Below are 20,829 nucleotides of genomic sequence, written 5' to 3' on the forward strand. Positions count from 1 at the left end.
CGACTTGCAAGCGCTCGCCGAGCTGTCGGGGCTCGTGCCGATGGTGTGTCTCGTGCTCGGCCCGTCGGCCGGGCACGGCGCGCTCACCGCGCCGCTGTCGGACTTCGTGGTGATGACGGAAGCGGCGTCGCTCTTCACCGCGGGGCCACCGCTCGTCAAGGCCGCGATCGGCGAAGACGTCACCAAGGAGGAGCTCGGCGGACCGCAGGTCCACGTCGAGATGTCGGGCGTCGCGCACAACCTCGCGAAGGACGACGACGAGGCCATCATGCTGGCGCGCCACTACCTCTCGTACCTGCCACGCAGCGCGTGGGAGGCGCCGCCGCGCCGCGACGGTCCCGACACCGGCCCGCGCGTGCTCGACGACATCCTCGACATCATCCCGCCGAACTCACGGCTCCCGTACTCCATGCGTGATGTCGTCGAGCGCCTCGTCGACCGCGACAGCTACTTCGAGATCCAGCCGAGCTTCGGTGCGTCGCTGATCACCGCGCTCGCGCGTCTCGGCGGCCGGAGCGTTGGAATCGTCGCGAACGACCCGTCGGTGCTCGCGGGAACCGTCGACAGCGACGCGGCCGAGAAGGCGGCGCACTTCTGTGACGTCGCGGGCGCGTTCCACCTCCCGATGGTGTTCCTCGCCGACAATCCTGGAGTGATGAGCGGTACTGCGGCCGAACGCTCCGGAGCGCTCCGTTACGTCGCCCGCATGTTCGTCGCGCAGCACCGGCTTCGCGTCCCGAAGCTACACGTGACGGTGCGCAAGGCGTTCGGGTTCGGATCGTCGGTGATGGCGATGAACCCCTTCGATGGGCAGACCATCTCGCTCGCGTTCCCAGCCGTCACGCTCGGCGCGCTCCCCGCAGCGAGTGGCGCGGAGTCGGCCAAGCTCGACGACGACGCGCTCGCGCGTGCGGAGGCGGCGCAGGCCTCGGCGTCGTACCGCAGCGCGAACTCGATGTCGTACGACGACGTGATCGACCCCCGCAACCTGCGCAACGCGTTGCTCGACGGTCTCACCCTGAGCGACGGCCGCGCGCGCGGCCCGTTCGAGCCCACCCAACGCCGCGGCATCGACCCCTGAAAGCCCACCGGGGTAGGGTCGAGGCGATGCCAGAAGAGCCGATTCCGCCGCCCGAGACCACCGCCCGGCCGCAGACCTTCACGCGCGACCTCGATGCCACCCGCCGTGCGCTGGAGTCGTGGTTGGCGGCGCGGCGCCCCGACGCCCGGAGCGTCGTCATCCCTCAGCTCGACATTCCCGCCACCAACGGGATGTCCACCGAGACGCTGCTGTTCGACGCCGTGTTCGACGAGGAAGGCACCGAGCGCACCGAGCCGCTCGTGGCGCGCGTCGCGCCCGACCCGGCGAACGTGCCGGTGTTCCGTGAGTACGACCTCGAGGGCCAGTTCCAGATCATGCGGCAGGTCGCGTTGCACACGTCGGTTCCGGTCCCCCGCGTGCACTGGCTCGAGCGCGACCCCAAAGTTCTCGGCGCGCCGTTCCTCGTGATGGAGAAGCGCTACGGCATCGTTCCCCCCGACCTCATGCCCTACCCGTTCGGTGGTAACTGGCTCTTCGACGCCACGCGCGAACAGCAGGCCGCTCTCCAGAGCGCGACCATCGGCGTGATCGCCGAACTCCACGGGATCGCCGCGCCCGAAGAGAAGTTCCCGTACCTCGACCTCGACCGCCCCGAACCCACCGCGTTCGGCCGTCACGTCGGCGACTGGACCGCGTACTACGACTGGATCGTGGCCGACGGGCTCCGGTCACCGCTGCTCGAGCGCGCGCTCGCGCACATCCAGGAGAACTGGCCCACGAACGAGAGCGCCGCGGTGTTCAACTGGGGCGACGCGCGGATCGGCAACATCATGTACCGCGACTTCCAACCGATCGCGGTGCTCGACTGGGAGATGGCGGCCCTGTCACCCAGGGAGCTCGACCTCTCGTACTGCGTCTACATCCACTGGATGTTCCAGGACGTCATCGAACGGTACGGCGGGGGGGCGGGTGCCGGGATGCCACATTTCATGCGTCCGAGTGACGCGCTCACGGAGTACGAGCGGATCACGGGATACACGCCGCGCGACTTCGAGTTCTTTGCCTTGTGGAACGCGACCCGCTACGGGATGATCTCCGCGCGCATCGGCCGTCGCTCGGCGTTCTTCGCCGAAGCCCCGGTACCCGACGATCCCGACGACATGATGATGAACCGCGATGCCATCGAGCGCATGCTCGCCGGCACGTACTGGAAGGAAATCGACTAGTGGCCTCACCGTTCAGCTACGAAGGCAAGCGCGTCGTGCTCACCGGCGCGTACTCAGGTGTCGGCGCGGCGCTCCTGGAGTTGCTCGACGACCTCGGCGCCGACCACATCACCGTGATCGACCTGAAGGAGCCGGCGGGACCGGCGAGCACGTTCATCCAGACCGATCTGAGCAACGAGGCCGCTGTCGGCGCAGCGATCGCGGCGATCGACGGCCCCGTCAACGCGCTCTTCAACAACGCGGGCGTCGCGGGCACGCTGCCGGTCAACACGGTGATGGCAGTCAACTATCTCGCGGTCCGCAAGCTCACCATCGGGCTCGCGGCCAAGATGGCGGAGGGCAGCGCGGTGGCGATCACCGCGTCGATCGCGGGCGCCCAGTGGGCCACGCATCTCGCCGAGCTCCAGGAGCTGTTCGCGATCGACGGCTGGGACGACTCGCTCTCCTGGATCGACGCCCACGCCGAGCTTTTCGCCGACGCCTACTCCATGTCGAAGGAGTGCATGCAGCTCTATACGATGATGTCGGCGCGGGACGCGCAGCAGCGGGGGCTCCGCGTGAACAGCGTGTGCCCCTCCCCGATCGACACGCCGCTGCTCCCAGACTTCCGCGAGACGATGAGTGAGAAGACCATCGACTGGTGCATCGAGCAGAGCGGACGCGTCGCGCAGCCGCGCGACATCGCCATGGTGCTCGCGTTCCTCGGCAGCGACGCGTCGGGGTTCGTGAACGGCGTGAACCTCAACGTCGATCTCGGCTTCAGCGCCGGCATGGCGATGGGCCAACTCGACTTCGGCGCCCTGATGGCCTGATCAACGTCGACCGCTATACAAGAGCTGGGGCCTATCCGACGATGTGGAAGACGGCCGAGCCGGAGGTGATCGCTCGGTCGCCGTTTCCTTCGTCGTGGAGGGTCATGCGTACCCCGACGCGGCCGTCGGCCGCGCGGTCGGCCTCACCATCGACGCGAAATGGGCCGACCTTGCCTCGAGCCAGGAACATGACATGCCAGCTCTGGATCTGTAGCAGGTCGGTGCCCACGAGCAGGGAGGCGATGTCGATGGCCGCCGTCTCCAGCACGATGTGCTGCGGTCCGAGGTGCAAGGCGGCGTCGGGCGACGCCAACTCGATGGCGAGCTCGGGCAGGATCCAGTGGCCGTCGTCGCGGCGTGAGGCGCCGAACACCTCCCACAACGGCGGGAGATCGGGCGAGTCGACGACCGCGATGATCGGCTCGTCGAGGTCCATCCTCCCGAGACCAGGCGGCGGCGTTCCGATGCTCACCCCCTGGCCTTCGGTGTAGGCGATCACCCGATCATGGTTGTCGGCGTCGACGATCTTGGAACGGCTGAAACCCATGGTCTTGCCCTGTTTGAGGACCTCTGACTGGAAGACCTCGATGCGCTGCACGTCGCGGGCGTCGTCGAGGATCTGGCAGGAGTGGATGACCGGGTTGGGCACCGCGACCATGTCGGTTTGGCCGCCACCCTCCGGGGAGCTGATCGAGATGGGCGCCACCATCAGGCCTCCGGCCGCGTTGCGCATGTCGTGGCGCAACGTCACCGTGTTGTCCACCGGCCCGGTGTTCATCGAGCCGTGGTTGCGCCCGATGTACCGGTAACTCAACAAGCTCGACCAACGCTTCGTGAGCTCCTCGCGGTACTCCTCGGTGTCGCCGGTCAGGTCCCGAATGTCCTTCAGCACGTCGCTCACCTCACCCTTCGGCAGCGGTCATCATCGCCCAGACCACCGAGATAGTGCCAGGTCGAGACGAACTTTCCTGGAGGGTCAAGATGGCAGCCGTGGCGGACACGGAGCGTGTCGAGCGAGCAGCGTCTCGAACCGGCGTTCGAGCAGCTCGAACGGGACGGGTTCGCGGTGGTCTCGGATGTGTTGTCGGAGGAGCACGTCGCTCGGGTGCGATCGCGCCTCGTCGAGGCTGCTCGGTTCGAGCGCGCAGCCGGCATCGATCATGATCCGAAGTGGGAGGACGGGCCCGAGAACCAGCGCGTGTTCGGGTTGCTGAACAAGGGGACGGAGTTCGTCGAGCTGGTCGAGCACCCGGTGATCATGGCCTTGATGGAGCACCTGCTCGATCCGGCGTTCTCCTGTCGAGCATCACCGCCAACATCACCGGGCCCGACGGCGACCCGATGGGTTTGCACTACGACCAGGACTACGTACCCCAAACCGTGGCCGCCGTTTCCGATGGTCGCGAACATCATCTGGATGCCCGACGACTTCACCGAGGCAAACGGGACGACACGGTTCATCCCCGGATCGCATCGTGAGGATCACGCCGGCTGGTCGGCCGATGTCATCACCCGGCGGGTCGGGGAAACGATCGCGGTTGGTGGGACGGCGGGCTCGTTGGTGTGCCTGGACGGTCGGGTCCTGCACCAGACGGGTGCGAACACGACACCCGACCAGCTACGCCGTGGCGTGATCGCGCACTACTGCCAGCCGTGGATACACCAGCAGGACAACGCCTCGCTCTCGATCCTTCCTGAACTTCCGGTACTGAGAGCGGCCCGACGGTGTTTGGGCGGCGTTTCAGGGTTCCTCGGTGGCTTCGTCCTCTTCGTACGTGAGGATCTCGCACCGCACGACCTGCCACGGCGGCAGGTCGGCCTCGATCGACGCGTCGTGGAAGATGTGCAGACCTTGTTCGAGGATCTCGATGGGGTTCACGCTCGTGGTGTCGAGAGAGAACCTCGCTCCGTACCGGCCGCGCTGCTGACTGCCGGCCACGGCGCCGCCGTACGGCTCGAGTGCACGTTCGAACGCGTCGAGTTGCTCGTCATATCGGTCGTTGGCGCCGGCAGGATCCCCTACCGCGTCGATGTCGATCGTCCAGCCCAGCTCCATGAGTGGGAGCGTATATCTCGACCTTGGAGTGCCTGCCCGCGCCGGAGTGGCAAGCGGGTTTGGAGGTGGTGGAGCGCGTCGCCGATCGCGGCTCGGGGTTCGCCGCTCACTCCTCGCCGAACATCCGCGCGCGCGCGAAGCGGCGCATGCCGTGCGCGCTGAAGTTGTCGTGGTGCTCGCCCCACGCCTCGACGCCGTCGATGTCCCAACGCACCAGTGAGTTCCACCCGCACAGGTTCTCGTTGAGGAACACCATCAGGCGGTTGACGCACTCGCCCTCCGCGTGCAGTTCGTGGCCGTGCTCGTCGACCGCCGTGACGAGCACGCGCACGGGCGCGCCCGTGGCGTCGTCGCGCTCGAGCACCTCGCGGTTCCCGCTCTTCAGGCGGACGACGTCGTTGTCACGCATGAAGAAGCCCATGAGCAGCGGGTACTCGGGCGTGACGTTCGCCGCGATGCCCTGGAACGCCACGTTCTCGGATGCCGCAAAGAAATAGGGCGACTCCGACGCCTTGAAGTTCCCCGACGACATGAGGTACTGCGAGAACTGCGAACGGCTTCCCCACGACCGGTCGTGCGCGCCGTACGAGTTCACCGGGATCGTCTCCCCTCGCAGCTTGATCGCGCCCTCGAACCGGCCGACCTGGTCGAGATGACCGCCCGCCGGCCCGGCGTTCGCGGTGGCGAGCGGCGGCATGATCGCGGTGAAGGTCAACGAGATCGAGATCTCCCGATCGTCTGGATCCGAGGCGTCGGGGTCGTGGTAGCTGAGCTGGTACACCATCTCGTCTTCGGTGCAGCGGTAACGGAGACCGTTCGCCAGCGTGAAGTCGGACAGCGGTTCGTCGGGCATCGGAAGGTGCCAGAACTGCTTGAAGTAGCGGCAGTTCCAGGTCTGGTCGCCCTGGTCGTCCCACAGCAGCACCGCCGCGGAGCACACGCCGAGCGACGGGCGGAAGAACGGGTACAGCCAACCTGACAGCTTGCGGTCGGGCACCCCGAACGCGAACCAGTTGGTCTCGCTCCAGTACGGATCGTCGTTCGTCGGCGGATGGAACTCGTCGTTCGGATGCACCTGACCTCCGCTCTCGCTGTAATGCTCCCTACCGCGAGCTGCGGATCAGCTGGCCGGGGCGGGCGCCGGTGTCGACGCCGTTGCGACGGGTGACCTCCCCGCTCACGATCGTCGCGACGTAGCCGCTCGCACCCTGCAACAGGCGTGCGCCACCCGCGGGGAGGTCGTAGGCCATGCGCGGCATGTGCAACGTGAGCTGCTCGAAGTCGATCACGTTGAAGTCGGCCTTCTTTCCGACCTCGATGGCGCCGCGGTCGCCGAGCCCGAAGAGCGTAGCCGTGTCGGTGGTCTGCTTCTTCACGACGTACTCGAGTGGGAGCCTCTCGCCACGGTAACGGTCGCGGGCCCAGTGCGTGAGCATGAAGGTGGGAATCGACGCGTCGCAGATCAGGAAGCAGTGCGCGCCGCCATCGGACAGCCCCGACACACCTGCGGGATGAAGGAGCATCTCTCGGATCGCGTTGTGGTTGCGGTCGACGTAGTTGAAGAACGGGAGCATGAGCAGGTGTTGCGCGTCGTGCTCGAGCATCACGTCGTAGAGCTTCTCGAGCGGGTCGACGCCATCGGCCGCCGCGAGTGCCGCGATCGTGCGGTCGTCGGTGGGCTCGTAGTCGGGCGGATCGCCCAGCGAGTAGACCCGGTCGAGCGACGACTGCATCAACGCGCCCAACCCTTCGAACAGCGCGGTTGGATCGGGCGGAAGGTCGCGCTCTGCGAGAATCGCCGCGCGCACATCCGGCTTGGCGAGCTCGGCGGCGAGCTCTTCGCGCGACAGCCGCTGCTGGAGCGCTCGGTACGTGGGTCGGCGCGTGAAGGCGTGACGACTCGGGAACCCGAGCAGCATCCCGAAGGGCCGCGCCGCGATCTGCGGGTACACCGGGGCACCGGCGTCGGTGGCGCGGATCGACTCGTCCATCAGCTCACGCCACAGGTCGGGCGCGGCCTGCACCTGCTCGAGTGCGAACGAGACGGGCATGCCGATCGCGTCGGCGAGGCGGCACATCCAGTCGATCTCGATCTTCGGGGCCACGATGTCCTCGCCCGCCGCGCCCATCGGCGCGAGCTCGAAGACCCCGCGGCCGCCCGCGGCCATGCCGCGCCCGAGCGCGAACAGCTCGTCCTCCGCCGCGAACGTGCCCGGTACGGGTCGGCCGTCCATCGCGCGGTGGCCCAGCGTGCGCGACGTGGAGAAGCCGAGCGCCCCGGCTTCGACCGCTTCACGCACGATGACCGCCATCGCCGCGATCTCTTCGGGAGTGGCGGGTTCGTTCGCGGCACCGCGCTCGCCCATCGAATACGCGCGCACCGCGCCGTGCGACACCTGTACGCCCACGTCGATCGCGAACGCGCGGCGGTCGAGCGCATCGAGATATTCGGGGAACGTCTCCCAGCTCCAGTCCATCCCCTCGCTCAACGCGGTACCGGGGATGTCTTCGACACCTTCCATGAGACCGATCAACCACTGCTCGGAACCGGGCCGCACGGGCGCGAACCCGACGCCGCAATTGCCGGCGACGATCGTGGTCACGCCGTGACCCGACGACGGCTCGAGGATCGGGTCCCACGTGGCCTGGCCGTCGTAGTGCGTGTGCACGTCGACGAACCCCGGCGTGACGAGCATCCCGGTCGCGTCGAGCGTCTCCGCGGCTTCACCGTCGATCGCGCCGTGCGCGACCGCGGCGATCACACCGTCCTTCACTGCGACGTCGCCTTCGAAGCGATCGGCGCCGGTGCCGTCGACGATGGTGCCGCCGGTGATCTTCAGGTCGTACATGCGGTCCTCCGCACTCTCAGACGAAGTCGAGCTCCATGTTCGCGCGTTCCAGCCCGAACACGAAGGGGTTCCGGACCTCGACGATCTCAGTGCCTTCTTTCACACGGAGTTCCCGCACGCGCCGCACGAGCTCCTCGAAGAAGGTGCGGATCTCGAGGCGGGCAAGCGCCGCGCCCAGGCAGAAGTGCGTACCGAACCCGAACGCGATGTGCTGGTTGGGCTGTCGCGTGACGTCGAAGCGCTCCGGGTCCTCGAAGTGCGCAGGATCGCGGTTGGCCGACGGGTACATGAGCACGACCTGCTGGCCCTTGCGGATCGTGGTTCCCCCCAGCACGTAGTCGCGGTTCGCGACCCTGCACATGTTGAGTACCGGCGTCACCCAGCGGATGAACTCCTCGGTGGCGACGGTCATGTCGGCGCCCTCGCGCAGCAGTTGCCACTGGTCGGGCCGCGCCGCGAGTTCGAGCATCGTGCGCGCGATCACCGTGCGCGTCGTTTCCGCTCCCCCATCGAGCACGAGCAGGCAGTCTGCCATCACGGTCTCGCGGTCGAGCGGTTCGCCATCGATGGCAGCGCCGGTCCAGATCGTCATGATGTCGTCGGCCGGACACGAGGTCTTCTCGTCGTAGAGCTCGCCACACGCTTCGCGGAACTCGATCGCCGCGAACACCACGTCGTCGGTCGCATACCGCGGGCCACCGCCACCCACGATCGTGCGCGTCGACCAATCGCGGAGCTTGGGCCACATCTCGTGCGGAAAGCCCAGCAGGTCGCCGATCATCATCGCGGGGAGCGGCGCCGCGAGCTCCCCCACGATCTCGGCCTCGCCGCGCCCGGCGACCGCGTCGAGCAGGCTCGTGACGGTGTCGCGCACATGCTCCTCCCACCTGGTGACGGCGTTCGGCGTGAAGCGGCGGGCCACCAGCTTGCGGCGCTTGGTGTGCAGCGGGTCGTCGATGCCGATCATCGCGGGGTCGGCGGGCAGGTTCGGGCGGTAGCCACCCTTCACTTGATCGGAGCTGATGAAGATCTCCTTCGCCTTCTCGATCTCGAGGATGTCGTCGTAGCGCGAGATCCCCCAGAGCTCGTTCACCGAGTCCCAGTAGACGGGCGCGTGCTCGCGGAGCCACGCGTACGTGGGGTAGGGGTTACCGACGTAGAAGTCGCCGTCGAGCAGATCGATGACGGTTGCAGTCATGATCCGAGCGGCTTCCGGGCGAGCATCACGTCGCGTCCGAGACCCGGTTCGATGAACGCAGTGAAGTCGGGACCGCGCCGGAGGTGGTGCCCCCCGTCCACGTCGATGATCTGGCCGGTGATCCACCGCGAGTCCTCACCCACGAGGAAGCGCGCGAGCGCGGCGACATCCTCGGGTTCACCGACACCGGCGGCGCGACTCTCTGACATCGGCGTGTTCACGAGGTAGCTCTCGTAGACGGGCCCGTCCCTCGGGATGCCTTCCATGATCTCGGTGGAGATGAAGCCGGGTCGGATCGCGTTGAAGCGCACGCCGGTGGGACCGTACTCGTCCGCCGCGTTCCGCACGAGCGCTTCGAGGCCCGCCTTGCCCACCGGGTACGCGCCGAACCAGAGGTGGGTGACTTCACCCGCGATCGACGACATGCCCACGAACGATCCGCGCCCCGACCTCACGAGATGCGGAACCGTGTGCTTCATCGAGATCAGCGTGCCCAACACGTTCAGGTGCAGCACGCGCGTGAACTCCGTGACGTCCTGCAGGTGCGGAGGCGCCATGCCACCGCCGCCACCGGCATTGGCGACGACCGAATCGAGCCCGCCAGTGGGTGCGCACGCGAACTCGACCGCCGCCTTCACGCTGTCCTCGTCGGTCACGTCGGCGGTGATGTACTGCACGCTGCCACCGTGTCCGGCACCCTTTGCGATGACCTTCGCCGCGTCGACGATGCGCGACTCGGTACGCCCGACAATCGTGACGGCGGCGCCGTCGGCCGCGAGGCGCGCCGCGCACGCCCTTCCGATGCCGGTACCGCCGCCGGTGACGAGCGCGGCGTAGCCCTCGAGACCCCCACTCGGTTGTGTCACTGCGTCGACCTCCTGTCTGCGAAGACCTTGCTCATTTGAAGACCACGTGGCCGTCGAGATAGTCGAGCTCGACCAGGGTGGTGCGCGGTGCTTCCAACGCGATCGCGTCGCGCACCACGCTCACGTCGATCCCCTTCGAGAACCCGGGGAGCCAGTCGTCGTGGTGCGAGAGGATCACCGTGCGCGCTCGGACGAGCGACGCCTGGCGTGCCACGAAACCGGCAAGCGAGCCCTGCACCGGCTCACCGTCGATGTTGCCGCGCCCTGCGGCGGCGAGGATCGCGACGTCGGGCCGCAGGTCGTGGAGGATCCCGCTCCAGTGCCCCGACGTGTCCTGGTAGAGGAGTGTTCCCTGCGGTGTGTCGATCATGAACACGAGTGCGCCGCCGTCGCCGCGCGCGTCCTGCTGCGACACCATGAGATGCTCGACCGCCCCCGGTGAGAGCGACCCGGCCATCAGGCTTCGCATGTCGCCGAAGCGGGCCAGTCGCTCCTGGTGGGTCACCCCGAGATCACCGAGGCACACCGAGTCGGCCTCGAACATGCCACCTGATTTGGTCCATACGCACGAGTGTTGGGACGGGTAGACGTTCACCATCACGTCGTCCGACAATCGGATCGGCTCGCCGCCCGCCACCGGCATCAGCTGCTCGATGGGCACACCCTGCTCCGCCATCACCCGGATCGACTCGTACGAGCCGACGATCGTGGCGCCGGTGTTCCGAGCGATCCGCTCGGCGCCCCACAAGTGGTCGAAGTGCGAGTGCCCGACGAGGATCCAGTCGGCGCGGTCGACGTCGTCGGCGGTGAGGCCCGTGCCGGGAGCGCCGGGCGCGCGATCGATGTAGGCGTCGAGGAACACAACGAGCTCCCCGATCGTCAACCGGAACGTCGCGCAGCCGTACCAGTCCAGAGTTGCCGCCACCCGGGAAGCATCGCGCACGACTGCGGTAGCGTGCCGACGCAGCATGAGCGACCAATTCGACCCCTACGCGCCGAGCTCCGACGATCGCTACGCGGCGATGGCGGAGGTCCGTGAGTCGGGTGGCATCGTCGACACACCGGCCGGCTACTACATCGCGACCGCTGCCGGTGTCTCGGCCGGGCTACAGGACGTGGAGAAGTTCGTCGGCTCCTTCATGGACACGAGCGCGCTCGAAGAGGACGACGCGATGATCTCGGCGATCCCCGAGCCGCGACACGGGCGAATCCGCCGGGTGATCAACACCGTCGTCGCCGCGCACCGCACGATGCAGAACGAGCCGTTCATTCGCGGACGCGCCCGCGAGCTCGTCGGGCGAGCCGTCGACCGCGCGCAGGCGGGCACCGTCGACCTCGTCGACATCTTCGATCCACTCCCGTCGATCGTCATCGCCCACATGCTCGGCGTTCCCGAGGAGCTCGAGGATCGGTTCCGCATCTGGTCCGACGAGCTCCTCGAAGCGCAGAACGCGCGCGGCACTGGATCACTGTCCGACGCGCATCCGGAGTTCGCCCGCTTCGTGCAGAGCTTGATCGACGACCACCGGGCGATGGACGATCCGCCCGACGACGTCGTGACCCGCTTCATCAACACCGACGTCGACGGTGAGTACCTCTCCGACCGCACCGTCCGCACCCAGATCATGTTTCTCATCGTGGCCGGCAACGAGACCACGAGGAACCTCATCGGCAACTGTTGCTACGTGCTCGCGACGCGACCCGACCTGTTCGAGCAGATTCGAGGGCGGCGCGAGCTGATCCCGCCGCTCGTCGAGGAGTCGCTCCGGCTCGATGCGCCCGTGCAGGTGCTCGCACGCTCCGTCCTGGACGAGACCGAGATTCACGGTTGCCCGCTGCACGTCGGTGACCGCGTGGTGTTCGGGATCGCGTCGGCGAACCGAGACGAGGCCGTCTACGGCGATCCCACCGAGTTCCGCCTCGACCGCCCGCGCATGCGCGAGCACCTCGCGTTCGGAACCGGTCCCCACGTTTGCCCCGGCGCGTCGCTTGCCCGACTCGAAGCCGCCGCCGTCATCGAAGAGCTCTGCGAACGAGTCGGTACCCTGCGCCTCGTCGACGACTACGTGTCCGACCCGAACCCCGTCTTCTGGGCGAACGGCCACCGCTCGCTGCCGGCCGTGCTCGTGCCGAGCTCGTAGCGGGGCATGCGACCGTGGCAACATTGCCGCCATGAGCAGCGAACTGGTCCCCAGCGAGAGCGAACACTCACTCGACAGCTTCGAGGCGTCGCTCGCCGCCGAGCGGGGTGCCGAACGCACGCTCATGCGCTCGATCGCGAAGATGATCGTCATCGGAACCCCGGTCGGGATCATCTTCTTCATGGCCCTCCTCGCGCTGGCGATCGGCGACAAGACGGAGTGGTACGTGGTCGTGGGTCTCGGCGGCATCCTCGGCGTGCTCGCCGCCGTGCTCTTCGGCATGCTGGGTGGTGTCACATTGAACGCGCATGCGCTCGAGGAAGTCGACCGCGGTAGCCCGAGCCATTCGTGACGCGACCGCGCGCTCAGTTCGACTGGCAGGCCTGCTGGTAGATCGCTGGCGGAACACTGCCGTTCTCGCAGTACACGGCGCGGTTGACGACCTGGTAAGCGGTCCCGTTCCACATCAACAGGTTGGTGATTTGGATCGCGGGTCCACCGGACGATTGCACGGTCGGCGAGTTGACCACCCAGTTGCCCGCGCAGTGGAACGGACCCGACATCACGACGGTCTCGCCGGGAAGCAGCGAGGCCGCGGTCCCGGCGTCGACCGTGGCTTGCGTGCACGGCGCTCCACCCGCTCCTCTGGTCGTCGACGGCGGCGGCGCGGGCGGGCTGCCGGTGCACTTTGGTGTCCCGGTCGATGACGCCTGTTCCAGCTTGGCCGTGGTCAGCGGTCCGACCACCCCGTCGACCGTGAGCCCGGCCGAGGCCTGGAAGTGGCGAATCGCGCCCTCTGTGTCGGGGCCAAGCTCACCGTCGATCGGCCCCGCGTTGCACCCGAGCGCGTTGAGCTCGCGTTGGAGCGACTCGATGCTCGCGCTGCTGCTGGTCCCGGTACTCGCGTTCTGTGCGGTCGCCGCGGTTGTACTGGTCGAGCCGGAGTTGCTGTCATCTCCGCCGCACGCGACCGCGCCCAGCGCAACGAGAGCCGCGAGTGCAACGACACCAACCAATCGCGCCACACGCTGAGTGCTGAAAGACACGCCGGATCCTCTCTCACGTCTCAGACAAACGAGGGTGATCCTAGGGTCTCGCACCTCATGGGTGCGGCTCCCGTCAGGTGGTCGTAGGATTCGCGCCCATGGAGGACCGACTGACTTCCGTTCTGTACCTCGAGATGACCGAAGCGGACCCCGACGCCTACGCGCGCGACCGCGTGAGCGAGGTGCTCGCGCTTCCGAGCGTGGAGCGGGCAACCTGGTGGCGCAACGTCTACCGCGACCGACCCGACCTCCCGCGCGAGTTGCCCGAGTTCGACACGCTCGGCGTCTACGAATGCGACCCGTCATTCGTCGCGCCGCCCACCGCCGACGGCATCATCGGCCACCACTTCGTGCGCACTCCCCGGCCGGGGCAGGGTCGCCTCACCGGGAAGCCCACGGTGTCGCTCTCCCTGGTGCTCATCAGCCCGTCGACCCCCGACGAGGCTCAGGCGCTGCGCGACTGGGGCGACTTCGTGCACCTCAACCACATCGTCGAGGCCGGCGTCCCCGGCTACACGATGATCACGCCCTACGAGAACGCGACCAAAGGTGACCCGCGCTACCTGCACTTCTACGAGTTCGACGACCCCGACGCCGAGGTCACGTTCAAGCGGATGCGGCCGATGGTCGAGGCCCGCATCGGCAAGTGGGGCACACCCGAGTGCGACGCGTGGGCCTTCCACCCCGCGCTCCGCATCATGTACGTCAACTCGTTCGCGCTCGTCGGCGAGAAGACCCGTTGATGCGTCGCTCACTGCGAGCCGGGATACCCGGCTCGCAGCCGTTCGCTCCTGGCGAGCTCACTCCGCTTCGCTTCGCTCGCCGCGTCCTCCGGACCGGCTCCTACTAAGTCGGCGTTGGGATAACCGCCAGGTGCGGCGTGGTGCGGGACCTCGGCGAACGCGGGCTGGCGCAGCGCGTTGCCGGTCCACACCATCCGCGTGTCCACTCCGTGCGACTCCATGTGCTGCTCCCCGCGTAGTCGATTCGACGCATCCCAATCAGTAGCCCTAGTCAGCCCTCGAGCTTGAAGACGCGCATCGCGTTCTCGCGCAGGAACCGCGGCCACACGTGGTCACGGAACGGCACGTTCGGCATCTCGGTGAAGATGCGTTCGAGGCTCAGCCCCATCGGGAAGTAGCCCGCGTACATCACCTTCTCCGCACCACGCGTGTTGGCATACTCGATGATGGCCCTCGGGTAATGCTTGGGCGCGAACGCGCTCGTCATGTAATAGAGGTTGGGCCACTTGAGCATGAGTTTCACCGCGAGCGCTTCCCACGGTTCGGCGCCGTGGCGCATCACGATGCGCAACTCGGGGAAGTCGTAACACACGTCGTCGAAGTGCATGACGTCCTGGCACGCCGACGGGAACCGCGGCCCTGCGATGCCTGCGTTCGAGATGATCGGGATGTCGAGGTCGATGCAAGTCTGGTAGATCGGGTAGTAGCGCCTGTCGCTCACCGGCACCTGCGGGTTGCAGCCCGCCGGGAACGTGGTGACCGCCTTGATGTTGTGCTCCTCGTGCGCGGTGCGGATCTTGCGCACCGTGCCGGTGATGTCGTTCGGGTCGACCTCGAGGCTGGCGGCGAACCGGTCCGGGTGGTCGCGGAGGGCTCCCGTCATCACCTCTCTCCCCAAGCCGATGAGGCCGATGTCGACGCCCCACTTGTCCATCTCGGCGAGCGTGATGTCGACGGGGTCGTCGCCGGCGTCGAGGCGGTTCGGGATGTCCTTGAACATGTACTCGGCGGGCATCTCCATCTCGCCGCTGCCCGAGTCGCGGAGCATCGGCCGCAGATAGTCGTAGGTGCGGGCGTGGTCGGCAACCGGGAAGCTGATCATCAGATCGACCGCGCCGATGTCCGTCGGCATCGTCATGCGCGGCACTGTACGACGACCGGTCGAAGCCGTCACGGTTCCGGGGTAACTTGCTCGGGAACACTTCTTCACCGATAATCCCTCGAAATTCGGTACGGAAACTGATTCCTCAGGGGGCTCGATGAGAGGTTCGAGGACTGTGTGCCGGCGCGTGGTCATACCGGCGATCACCTACGCCCTGGTTGCCGCGGGCTTGACCGCCACCCCGGCGCGCGCGGCCGTCGCCGCGCTCGATCCCGGCATCAACAGCCCCGCCGCGCTCGAGAACACCGACTGCGACGCCACCCGGAAGCAGATCAAGTTCCCGGCGCTCGCGGCCCCGGCCTGCGTGAAGCCGTGGAAGGACGGCGCCAACAACGGCGGAGCCACCGCGCAGGGCGTCACCAAGGACGCGGTCAAGGTCGTCGTGCTGTACACGAACGTGGTCCAGGACGGCCGGAGCCCGGCCAGCCTCTACAAGAACCAGGCGACCGGCGGGTTCTCGAACCAACGGGACCCCATCATCGACGCCGACGCGGTCTACGCCAAGGCGTTCGAGACCTGGGGGCGCAGGGTCGAGTACGAGTTCGGCCTCGGCACGGGTGCCGACGAGGCCGCCCAGCGCGCCGACGCCGTCTCGGTGGCGGCCAAGAAGCCGTTCGCGGTGTTCGACGCTGCGATCCAGGGCGGGAACCAGTCCACCGGCGGCCTGATCTTCGAGACCGAGGTGAAGGCGCGGGGTGTGCCGCTCGTACTGGGCACCGGTGGCGCGCCGCCGCAGTCGCCCAAGGAGGTTTCGAAGGGCGTGGCGCGTAACGCGGCGGAGTTCGCCGGTAAGTCCCTCGTGGGCAAGAAGGCCGAGTACGGCGGCGACGCGGTGAAGGACAAGACCCGCAGCTTCGGCATCCTCTACCAGTCCGGTGACAACGGCTTCGACATCGACTTCTTCAAGTCGGAGTTCGCCAAGTACGGCGGCAAGATCGCTGCCAACGGCGAGGCCGCGTTCAACGTACCGCCGGGCACCGCACAGGCCGACTCGCAGACGCTTGCGGGCCAACAGATGCCCACGATGATGGCGCACCTGAAGGAAGCAGGCATCACCACGGTCATCGACGTCCTCGACTACCGCCTCGGCCTCGCGGCCGCGCTGAACGCGGCAACGGGCACCGAGTACGAGCCCGAGTGGTTCATGGCCAGTGGTGGCCCTACCGGTGGCGGCGCGTTCCCGACCGACCTCGACATCATCCTCCGCGTGGTCGACCAGAAGCAGGCGGCGCACTTCTTCGGGCTCGACTGGTTCCCGCCCTACGTCAAGGACCCCCTGACCGCGAACCCCTTCCAGTGGTTCTGGGGCACGGACAAGGGCAGCACGTGGTCGGGCGCGCAAGCCCTCGTGGGCGTGCTGTACACGCGCATCCACCTCGCAGGACCGAAGCTCACCCTGGCCAAGCTGAAGCCGGGCGCCCTCCCGGTGCCCCAGGTCGGCGGCTACTACAGCAAGAGCGTGCTGACCGTCTCGACCGGGCCGACCGGCAAGGACGGGATCGCAGTCCGTGATGCCGCGCTCGCGTGGTTCGACCCCACCAAGAACGCGACCGACCAGGCGACGCTGGCCGTCGGCGACGGCGCGTGGATGTACCTCGACGGGGGCGCGCGCTACGTGTCCGGGCACTGGCCGAAGAACAAGAAGGGCTTCTTCGACAAGTCGCTGACGACGACGATCGCGGAGTACGTGGACCCGCCGGCGACCGAGCCGAAGGTTCCCAGCTACCCGTGCACGGGTTGCCCGAGCTCCGGGGGCACGTCACCGTCGCCCTCGCAGCTGAGCTGACGGGCTTCGCGGCGAGCGATCGGGAGGGCACTTCGGCTAGCTTCCGCGCGCCGGAAAATCGACCCGAAGAGCGAACGGCTACGAGCCGGGAATCCCGGCTCGTAGTGAGCGACCCATAACGAGGGGACCGGGCTTGACCGCGGATCTCGCACGCAACACGCAGAACGGCGTCGTCCTCTCGCTCGAGAACCTCGGCGTGCGATTCGGTGGTATCGCCGCGCTGAGCGGGGTGAGCCTCGACGCGAGCGCCGGAGAAGTGCTCGGCATCATCGGCCCCAATGGCGCGGGAAAGACCACGCTCTTCGACGTCGTCTCCGGAATTCGCGCTCCCAACGAAGGACGGGTGCTGCTCGACGGCAACGACATCACGGGGAAGTCGGCGGTGCAGCGCGCGCGTCGAGGGCTCCGGCGCACCTTCCAACGAGTCCAGGCCTTCGGCTGGTTGACCGTCGAGGACAACGTGCTCGCCGCACTCGAATGGCACGGCGGCGGCGGCGGCTTTCTCGCCGACCTCGTCGCGTCGCCGACGCGGCGGCGACATGAACGCGCTCGCCGCGCCCGAGTGAACGAGGTGCTCTCGCGCTGCGGTCTCGACGCCGTGCGAGGAGAGCTCGCCGGGTCCCTACCGATTGGCGTCGCGCGGATGGTCGAGTTCGCCCGCGCCATCGTCGACGCACCGAAGCTGCTCCTTCTCGACGAACCCGCGTCGGGCCTCGACGAGATGGAAGCGGAACGGCTCGGCGAAGAGATCGAGGCCGTCCGTGACGAGACGGGCTGTGCCGTGCTCCTGGTCGAGCACAACGCCGGCTTCGTGATGGAGCACAGCGACCGCGTCGTCGTACTGGACCTCGGGACCGTGTTGGCCTCGGGACTGCCCGACGAGATCCAGAACAACCAACTCGTCCGAGACGCGTATCTCGGTGAGGCCGACGTCGGTCCGCTCGACGACGTGTCCGGGAACTAGGACGCGGTGGACAAGTTCCTCCAGCTGACCGTCTCCGGCCTCGTCACCGGCGCCATCTATTCGATCATGGCGTCGGGACTGGTGCTCACGTACACCACGTCGGGCATCTTCAACTTCGCGCACGGCGCCGTCGCGTTCACCACTGCATACTTCTTCTATCAGCTGAACACCGGACTGCACGTCCCGATCGTGCCGTCGCTGATCATCTCGGTCTTCATCTTTGCCCCGTTGCTCGGGCTTCTCCTCGACCGTCTCCTCTTGCGCCGGCTCGCCAAGGCGCCCGTGTACGCGCGGATCGTCGGCACCATCGGCCTCCTCGTCGCGCTGCCCGCGTTGATGCAGTGGCTCGTCGACACGCTCATGGTCAACGTCCTCGGGTGGGATCTGCCGGGGAGCGAAGCCGTGGTCCAGGGCGCACCGGTGCCCGGGATCGGCCCGACCCCGGCGCACGTCTACCACCTGGGCAGCGGAGTCGCCCTCAGCTCGGACAAGGTGGCGGTGTTCGTCGTGGCCGCGATCGCCGCGCTTGCGCTTTGGCTCGTGCTGCGCCACAGCCGCGTCGGGCTCGAGATGCGCGCGGTCGTCGACCGCGACACCCTCGCCGGGCTACGCGGAGTGAACGCCGCGCGCACGTCGTCGGTCGCGTGGGTGCTCACGATGATCCTGGCCGGGCTGGGCGGCGTGCTCATCGCGCCCCTGTTCATCCTGCAGGACACGTTCTACGCGCTGGTCGTGCTCGGTTCGCTCGCCGCGGTCGTCCTCGGCGGCCTGCGCTCGATCCCCATCGCGTTCATCGGCGGCATGCTGCTCGGCGTCGCCCAGAACTACGTGGCCGGCTACCGCGGCGACTTCCTCCCGGATTCGATCAATTCGATCAACGGGCTGCAGTTCTCGGTGCCGTACGTGCTCGTGATCGTGCTCCTCCTCTTCTTCGGTCGCGATCGATCGCGGCAGGCGGGCACGGTGGCCGACGACTCACCCCGACCCGACCATCGCGAGGGGCTGCCCACGTGGCGCCGGCTGCTCCCGTGGACGATCTTCATCGTCGCGCTCGTCGCCTACTCGCAGCAGTGGATCAACGTGAGCTGGCTCCAGGCCGACCCGTTCGACCAGTCGGTGATCGCGCAGAGCCTGGTGATGGGAATCATCTTCCTGTCGTTCGTGGTCGTCACCGGACTCGGCGGCATGGTGAGCCTCGCACAGGCGGCATTCGTGACCACGGGAGGGTTTGCGGCAGGCTGGGCGCTCAGCTGGAACACCGGGCTCGACATCCCGGGAATCTCCACGCACGGCGAGACCAACTTCTTCTTGGCCGCGGTCTTCGGTGCGCTCGTCGCTGCCGCGCTCGGCGCGCTGATCGCCGTGCTCGCCACTCGGCTCGGCGGCGTGATGCTCGCCCTCGGCACCCTTTCAGCCGCGTTCATCTGCGCGGCGATCGTGTTCGAGATCGACGACGTGCGAAACCACACCGACGTCGGCTGGCCGATCCGGTCGCCGACACTCGACATCCCGGGATTGAACTGGCTGAACGACCTGATCGTGAAGGGTGACCAGCCGAAGCTCGACTTCAGCCAACTCTCCGAGCAGATCCTGCTCTTCCTCGCCGTCTTCGGGCTCTTCACACTGCTGATCCACAGCTTGTACCGCTCGCCGTCGGGCCGCGCGATGCTCGCGGCGCGCAGTTCGGAGGTGGCGGCACAGTCCGCGGGTGTGCGGGTGAACCGCACGAAGATCATGGTGTTCTCGCTGTCGGCAGGTATCGCCGGCTTCGGCGGCGTGATGCTCGGTCTCTTCAACTTCAACATCGGCGGCGCGAACCCTTCGTACGCGCTCGTGTACACCGGTCTGTTCTGGCTGGCCCTCGCGGTGACGTTCGGTGTCCGGCGGCCCGGTGGTGCGCTCCTCGGCGGCTTCGCGTTCGCGGCGGGCACCGCGATCCTCCACTGGATCGCGAGCGACATCCTCCCCGGCGGTGACGTGAACACACTGCTGACCTCGGTGTACTTCATCCCCATCCTGTCCGGTCTCGCGGCCATCAACCTGGCCCAAGAGCCGGACGGCATCCTCTCGCTCGTCGGTCAGCAACGACTCGCCAACCAGCGCGAGAAGCGACGCCTCGCGCGCATCGCCGCTGCCGAAGCGGCCGCGCACGGTGGCGCGGTGCCCGAGCACGAGATGGCGCATACCGCTCCGGAAGCGATCGCGGCGTCACAGTTTCCCGACGGCGACCGGCTGGCGGGTGCGACGCTCGCGATGTCCGGGATCGTCGCCGGCTACGGCGATGCCGAGGTCCTCCACGGCGTCGACCTCCGGCTCGACGCCGGCAAGGTCACGGCGCTGCTCGGCGCCAACGGTGCAGGCAAGTCGACCCTGTGCTCGGTGGCAGCCGGGCTCGTGGAGGCAACCCTCGGAACCGTGCTGCTCGAAGGCATAGACATCACCGACGAATCCTCGTACCGGCGCGCTCGGAACGGCCTGCTGCTGGTCCCCGAGGCGCGCGGCATCTTCCCGGGTCTCACCGTCGAGGAAAACCTCACCGTGATCCTGCGTGATCCCGAGCTTCGGGAGAAGGCGTACGCACGGTTCCCCATCCTCGCGCAGCGCCGCAAGCAGGTCGCCGGGCTGCTCTCCGGGGGTGAGCAACAGATGCTGAGCCTGGCTCCCGCGCTCGCCGACCCACCCAAGGCGTTGATCGCCGACGAGCCCACACTCGGTCTCGCGCCGCTCGCCGCCGCTGCGGTGATGCGCGCGATCGTGGAACTCCGCGACGCGGGGTCAGCGATCCTGCTCGTCGAAGAGCACGCGCAAAACGCGTTGAAGGCCGCCGACACGCTCGCGTTCATGGAACTCGGCACGATCGTGTGGGTCGGCGCTCGCGAGGAGGCCGACATGGAGCTGCTCACTTCGGCGTACCTCGGCAGCACCCACTGAGGGCTGC

Annotated in this window: 19 protein-coding genes; 9 read left to right on the top strand and 10 right to left on the bottom strand. The window is 67.7% G+C overall.

Features of this window, described 5'->3' with window-relative positions; all coding sequences use genetic code 11:
• The 3 genes from WD271_07495 to WD271_07505 form a co-directional block, all read left to right on the top strand.
• Window positions 1–1,081 (top strand): carboxyl transferase domain-containing protein (locus tag WD271_07495; protein MEX1007677.1); only part of this gene is annotated, 1,081 nt, incomplete at its 5' end.
• Between the two features lie 26 nt (window positions 1,082–1,107).
• The gene (locus WD271_07500) at window positions 1,108–2,268 is read left to right on the top strand and encodes a phosphotransferase family protein (GenBank protein MEX1007678.1); all 1,161 of its coding nucleotides are present in this window, start codon (window positions 1,108–1,110) and stop codon (window positions 2,266–2,268) included.
• A complete protein-coding gene (locus tag WD271_07505; protein ID MEX1007679.1) occupies window positions 2,268–3,080 on the top strand; it encodes a coniferyl-alcohol dehydrogenase in 813 nt (270 codons plus the stop codon). Before WD271_07500 ends, WD271_07505 begins: the two co-directional genes overlap by 1 nt.
• A gap of 31 nt (window positions 3,081–3,111) precedes the next feature.
• On the opposite strand, the gene WD271_07510 is transcribed toward WD271_07505, so the two are convergent.
• The 7 genes from WD271_07510 to WD271_07540 all read right to left on the bottom strand — a co-directional run bounded on the left by WD271_07510 (window position 3,112) and on the right by WD271_07540 (window position 10,974).
• The gene (locus tag WD271_07510) at window positions 3,112–3,981 is read right to left on the bottom strand and encodes a hypothetical protein (GenBank protein MEX1007680.1); all 870 of its coding nucleotides are present in this window, start codon (window positions 3,979–3,981) and stop codon (window positions 3,112–3,114) included.
• Between the two features lie 840 nt (window positions 3,982–4,821).
• Window positions 4,822–5,136, bottom strand: coding sequence for a hypothetical protein (locus WD271_07515; GenBank protein ID MEX1007681.1), 315 nt, complete (start codon window positions 5,134–5,136; stop codon window positions 4,822–4,824).
• Between the two features lie 106 nt (window positions 5,137–5,242).
• On the bottom strand, window positions 5,243–6,211 hold the full coding sequence (locus tag WD271_07520; GenBank protein MEX1007682.1) for a hypothetical protein: 969 nt from the start codon (window positions 6,209–6,211) through the stop codon (window positions 5,243–5,245).
• A 28-nt stretch (window positions 6,212–6,239) separates the two neighbouring features.
• Window positions 6,240–7,985 (bottom strand): amidohydrolase family protein, encoded by a 1,746-nt coding sequence (locus tag WD271_07525; GenBank protein MEX1007683.1) that lies wholly within the window; start codon window positions 7,983–7,985, stop codon window positions 6,240–6,242.
• A gap of 16 nt (window positions 7,986–8,001) precedes the next feature.
• On the bottom strand, window positions 8,002–9,183 hold the full coding sequence (locus WD271_07530; protein MEX1007684.1) for a cytochrome P450: 1,182 nt from the start codon (window positions 9,181–9,183) through the stop codon (window positions 8,002–8,004).
• Window positions 9,180–10,049: an SDR family oxidoreductase gene (locus tag WD271_07535; protein MEX1007685.1), complete on the bottom strand. Its 870-nt coding sequence runs from the start codon at window positions 10,047–10,049 to the stop codon at window positions 9,180–9,182. The genes WD271_07530 and WD271_07535 overlap by 4 nt, the downstream gene beginning before the upstream one ends.
• Before the next feature lie 31 nt (window positions 10,050–10,080).
• Window positions 10,081–10,974, bottom strand: coding sequence for an MBL fold metallo-hydrolase (locus WD271_07540; protein ID MEX1007686.1), 894 nt, complete (start codon window positions 10,972–10,974; stop codon window positions 10,081–10,083).
• Window positions 10,975–11,017: 43 nt separating this feature from the next.
• Here WD271_07540 and WD271_07545 point away from each other — a divergent pair, with 43 nt between their 5' ends.
• The gene (locus WD271_07545; GenBank protein ID MEX1007687.1) at window positions 11,018–12,190 is read left to right on the top strand and encodes a cytochrome P450; all 1,173 of its coding nucleotides are present in this window, start codon (window positions 11,018–11,020) and stop codon (window positions 12,188–12,190) included.
• 31 nt (window positions 12,191–12,221) lie between these two features.
• Window positions 12,222–12,542, top strand: a complete 321-nt coding sequence (locus tag WD271_07550) for a hypothetical protein (GenBank protein ID MEX1007688.1) — start codon at window positions 12,222–12,224, stop codon at window positions 12,540–12,542.
• Window positions 12,543–12,555: 13 nt separating this feature from the next.
• On the opposite strand, the gene WD271_07555 is transcribed toward WD271_07550, so the two are convergent.
• A complete protein-coding gene (locus WD271_07555; protein ID MEX1007689.1) occupies window positions 12,556–13,236 on the bottom strand; it encodes a peptidoglycan-binding domain-containing protein in 681 nt (226 codons plus the stop codon).
• Window positions 13,237–13,334: 98 nt separating this feature from the next.
• On the opposite strand from WD271_07555, the gene WD271_07560 reads away from it, so the two are divergent.
• The gene (locus WD271_07560) at window positions 13,335–13,979 is read left to right on the top strand and encodes a hypothetical protein (GenBank protein ID MEX1007690.1); all 645 of its coding nucleotides are present in this window, start codon (window positions 13,335–13,337) and stop codon (window positions 13,977–13,979) included.
• 8 nt (window positions 13,980–13,987) lie between these two features.
• On the opposite strand, the gene WD271_07565 is transcribed toward WD271_07560, so the two are convergent.
• Together WD271_07565 and WD271_07570 are read right to left on the bottom strand one after the other, a co-directional pair.
• Complete coding sequence (locus WD271_07565) at window positions 13,988–14,200, bottom strand: hypothetical protein (GenBank protein ID MEX1007691.1); 213 nt, start codon at window positions 14,198–14,200, stop codon at window positions 13,988–13,990.
• A 50-nt stretch (window positions 14,201–14,250) separates the two neighbouring features.
• Window positions 14,251–15,117 carry an amidohydrolase family protein gene (locus WD271_07570; protein MEX1007692.1) on the bottom strand — a complete coding sequence of 289 codons (867 nt, stop codon included), beginning with the start codon at window positions 15,115–15,117 and terminating at the stop codon, window positions 14,251–14,253.
• 121 nt (window positions 15,118–15,238) lie between these two features.
• Between WD271_07570 and WD271_07575 the strand changes: the two genes are divergently transcribed.
• The 3 genes from WD271_07575 (at window position 15,239) to WD271_07585 (ending at window position 20,822) form a co-directional block, all read left to right on the top strand.
• The gene (locus tag WD271_07575) at window positions 15,239–16,927 is read left to right on the top strand and encodes a hypothetical protein (GenBank protein ID MEX1007693.1); all 1,689 of its coding nucleotides are present in this window, start codon (window positions 15,239–15,241) and stop codon (window positions 16,925–16,927) included.
• A 133-nt stretch (window positions 16,928–17,060) separates the two neighbouring features.
• Window positions 17,061–17,891, top strand: a complete 831-nt coding sequence (locus tag WD271_07580) for an ABC transporter ATP-binding protein (protein MEX1007694.1) — start codon at window positions 17,061–17,063, stop codon at window positions 17,889–17,891.
• Between the two features lie 6 nt (window positions 17,892–17,897).
• Window positions 17,898–20,822 (top strand): ATP-binding cassette domain-containing protein, encoded by a 2,925-nt coding sequence (locus WD271_07585; GenBank protein ID MEX1007695.1) that lies wholly within the window; start codon window positions 17,898–17,900, stop codon window positions 20,820–20,822.
• Window positions 20,823–20,829 lie beyond the last annotated feature (7 nt).

The organism is Acidimicrobiia bacterium, from assembly GCA_040880805.1.
Lineage (GTDB): Bacteria > Actinomycetota > Acidimicrobiia > IMCC26256 > DASPTH01 > DASPTH01.

What these genes read in the sequence shown, in the direction of transcription:
- WD271_07500 (MEX1007678.1), top strand. Translation starts at nt 1,108, where the DNA reads ATGCCAGAAGAGCCGATTCCGCCGCCCGAGACCACCGCCCGGCCGCAG.
- WD271_07515 (MEX1007681.1), bottom strand. Translation starts at nt 5,136, where the DNA reads ATGGAGCTGGGCTGGACGATCGACATCGACGCGGTAGGGGATCCTGCC.
- WD271_07525 (MEX1007683.1), bottom strand. Translation starts at nt 7,985, where the DNA reads ATGTACGACCTGAAGATCACCGGCGGCACCATCGTCGACGGCACCGGC.
- WD271_07530 (MEX1007684.1), bottom strand. Translation starts at nt 9,183, where the DNA reads ATGACTGCAACCGTCATCGATCTGCTCGACGGCGACTTCTACGTCGGT.
- WD271_07545 (MEX1007687.1), top strand. Translation starts at nt 11,018, where the DNA reads ATGAGCGACCAATTCGACCCCTACGCGCCGAGCTCCGACGATCGCTAC.
- WD271_07550 (MEX1007688.1), top strand. Translation starts at nt 12,222, where the DNA reads ATGAGCAGCGAACTGGTCCCCAGCGAGAGCGAACACTCACTCGACAGC.
- WD271_07560 (MEX1007690.1), top strand. Translation starts at nt 13,335, where the DNA reads ATGGAGGACCGACTGACTTCCGTTCTGTACCTCGAGATGACCGAAGCG.
- WD271_07565 (MEX1007691.1), bottom strand. Translation starts at nt 14,200, where the DNA reads ATGGAGTCGCACGGAGTGGACACGCGGATGGTGTGGACCGGCAACGCG.
- WD271_07570 (MEX1007692.1), bottom strand. Translation starts at nt 15,117, where the DNA reads ATGACGATGCCGACGGACATCGGCGCGGTCGATCTGATGATCAGCTTC.
- WD271_07575 (MEX1007693.1), top strand. Translation starts at nt 15,239, where the DNA reads ATGAGAGGTTCGAGGACTGTGTGCCGGCGCGTGGTCATACCGGCGATC.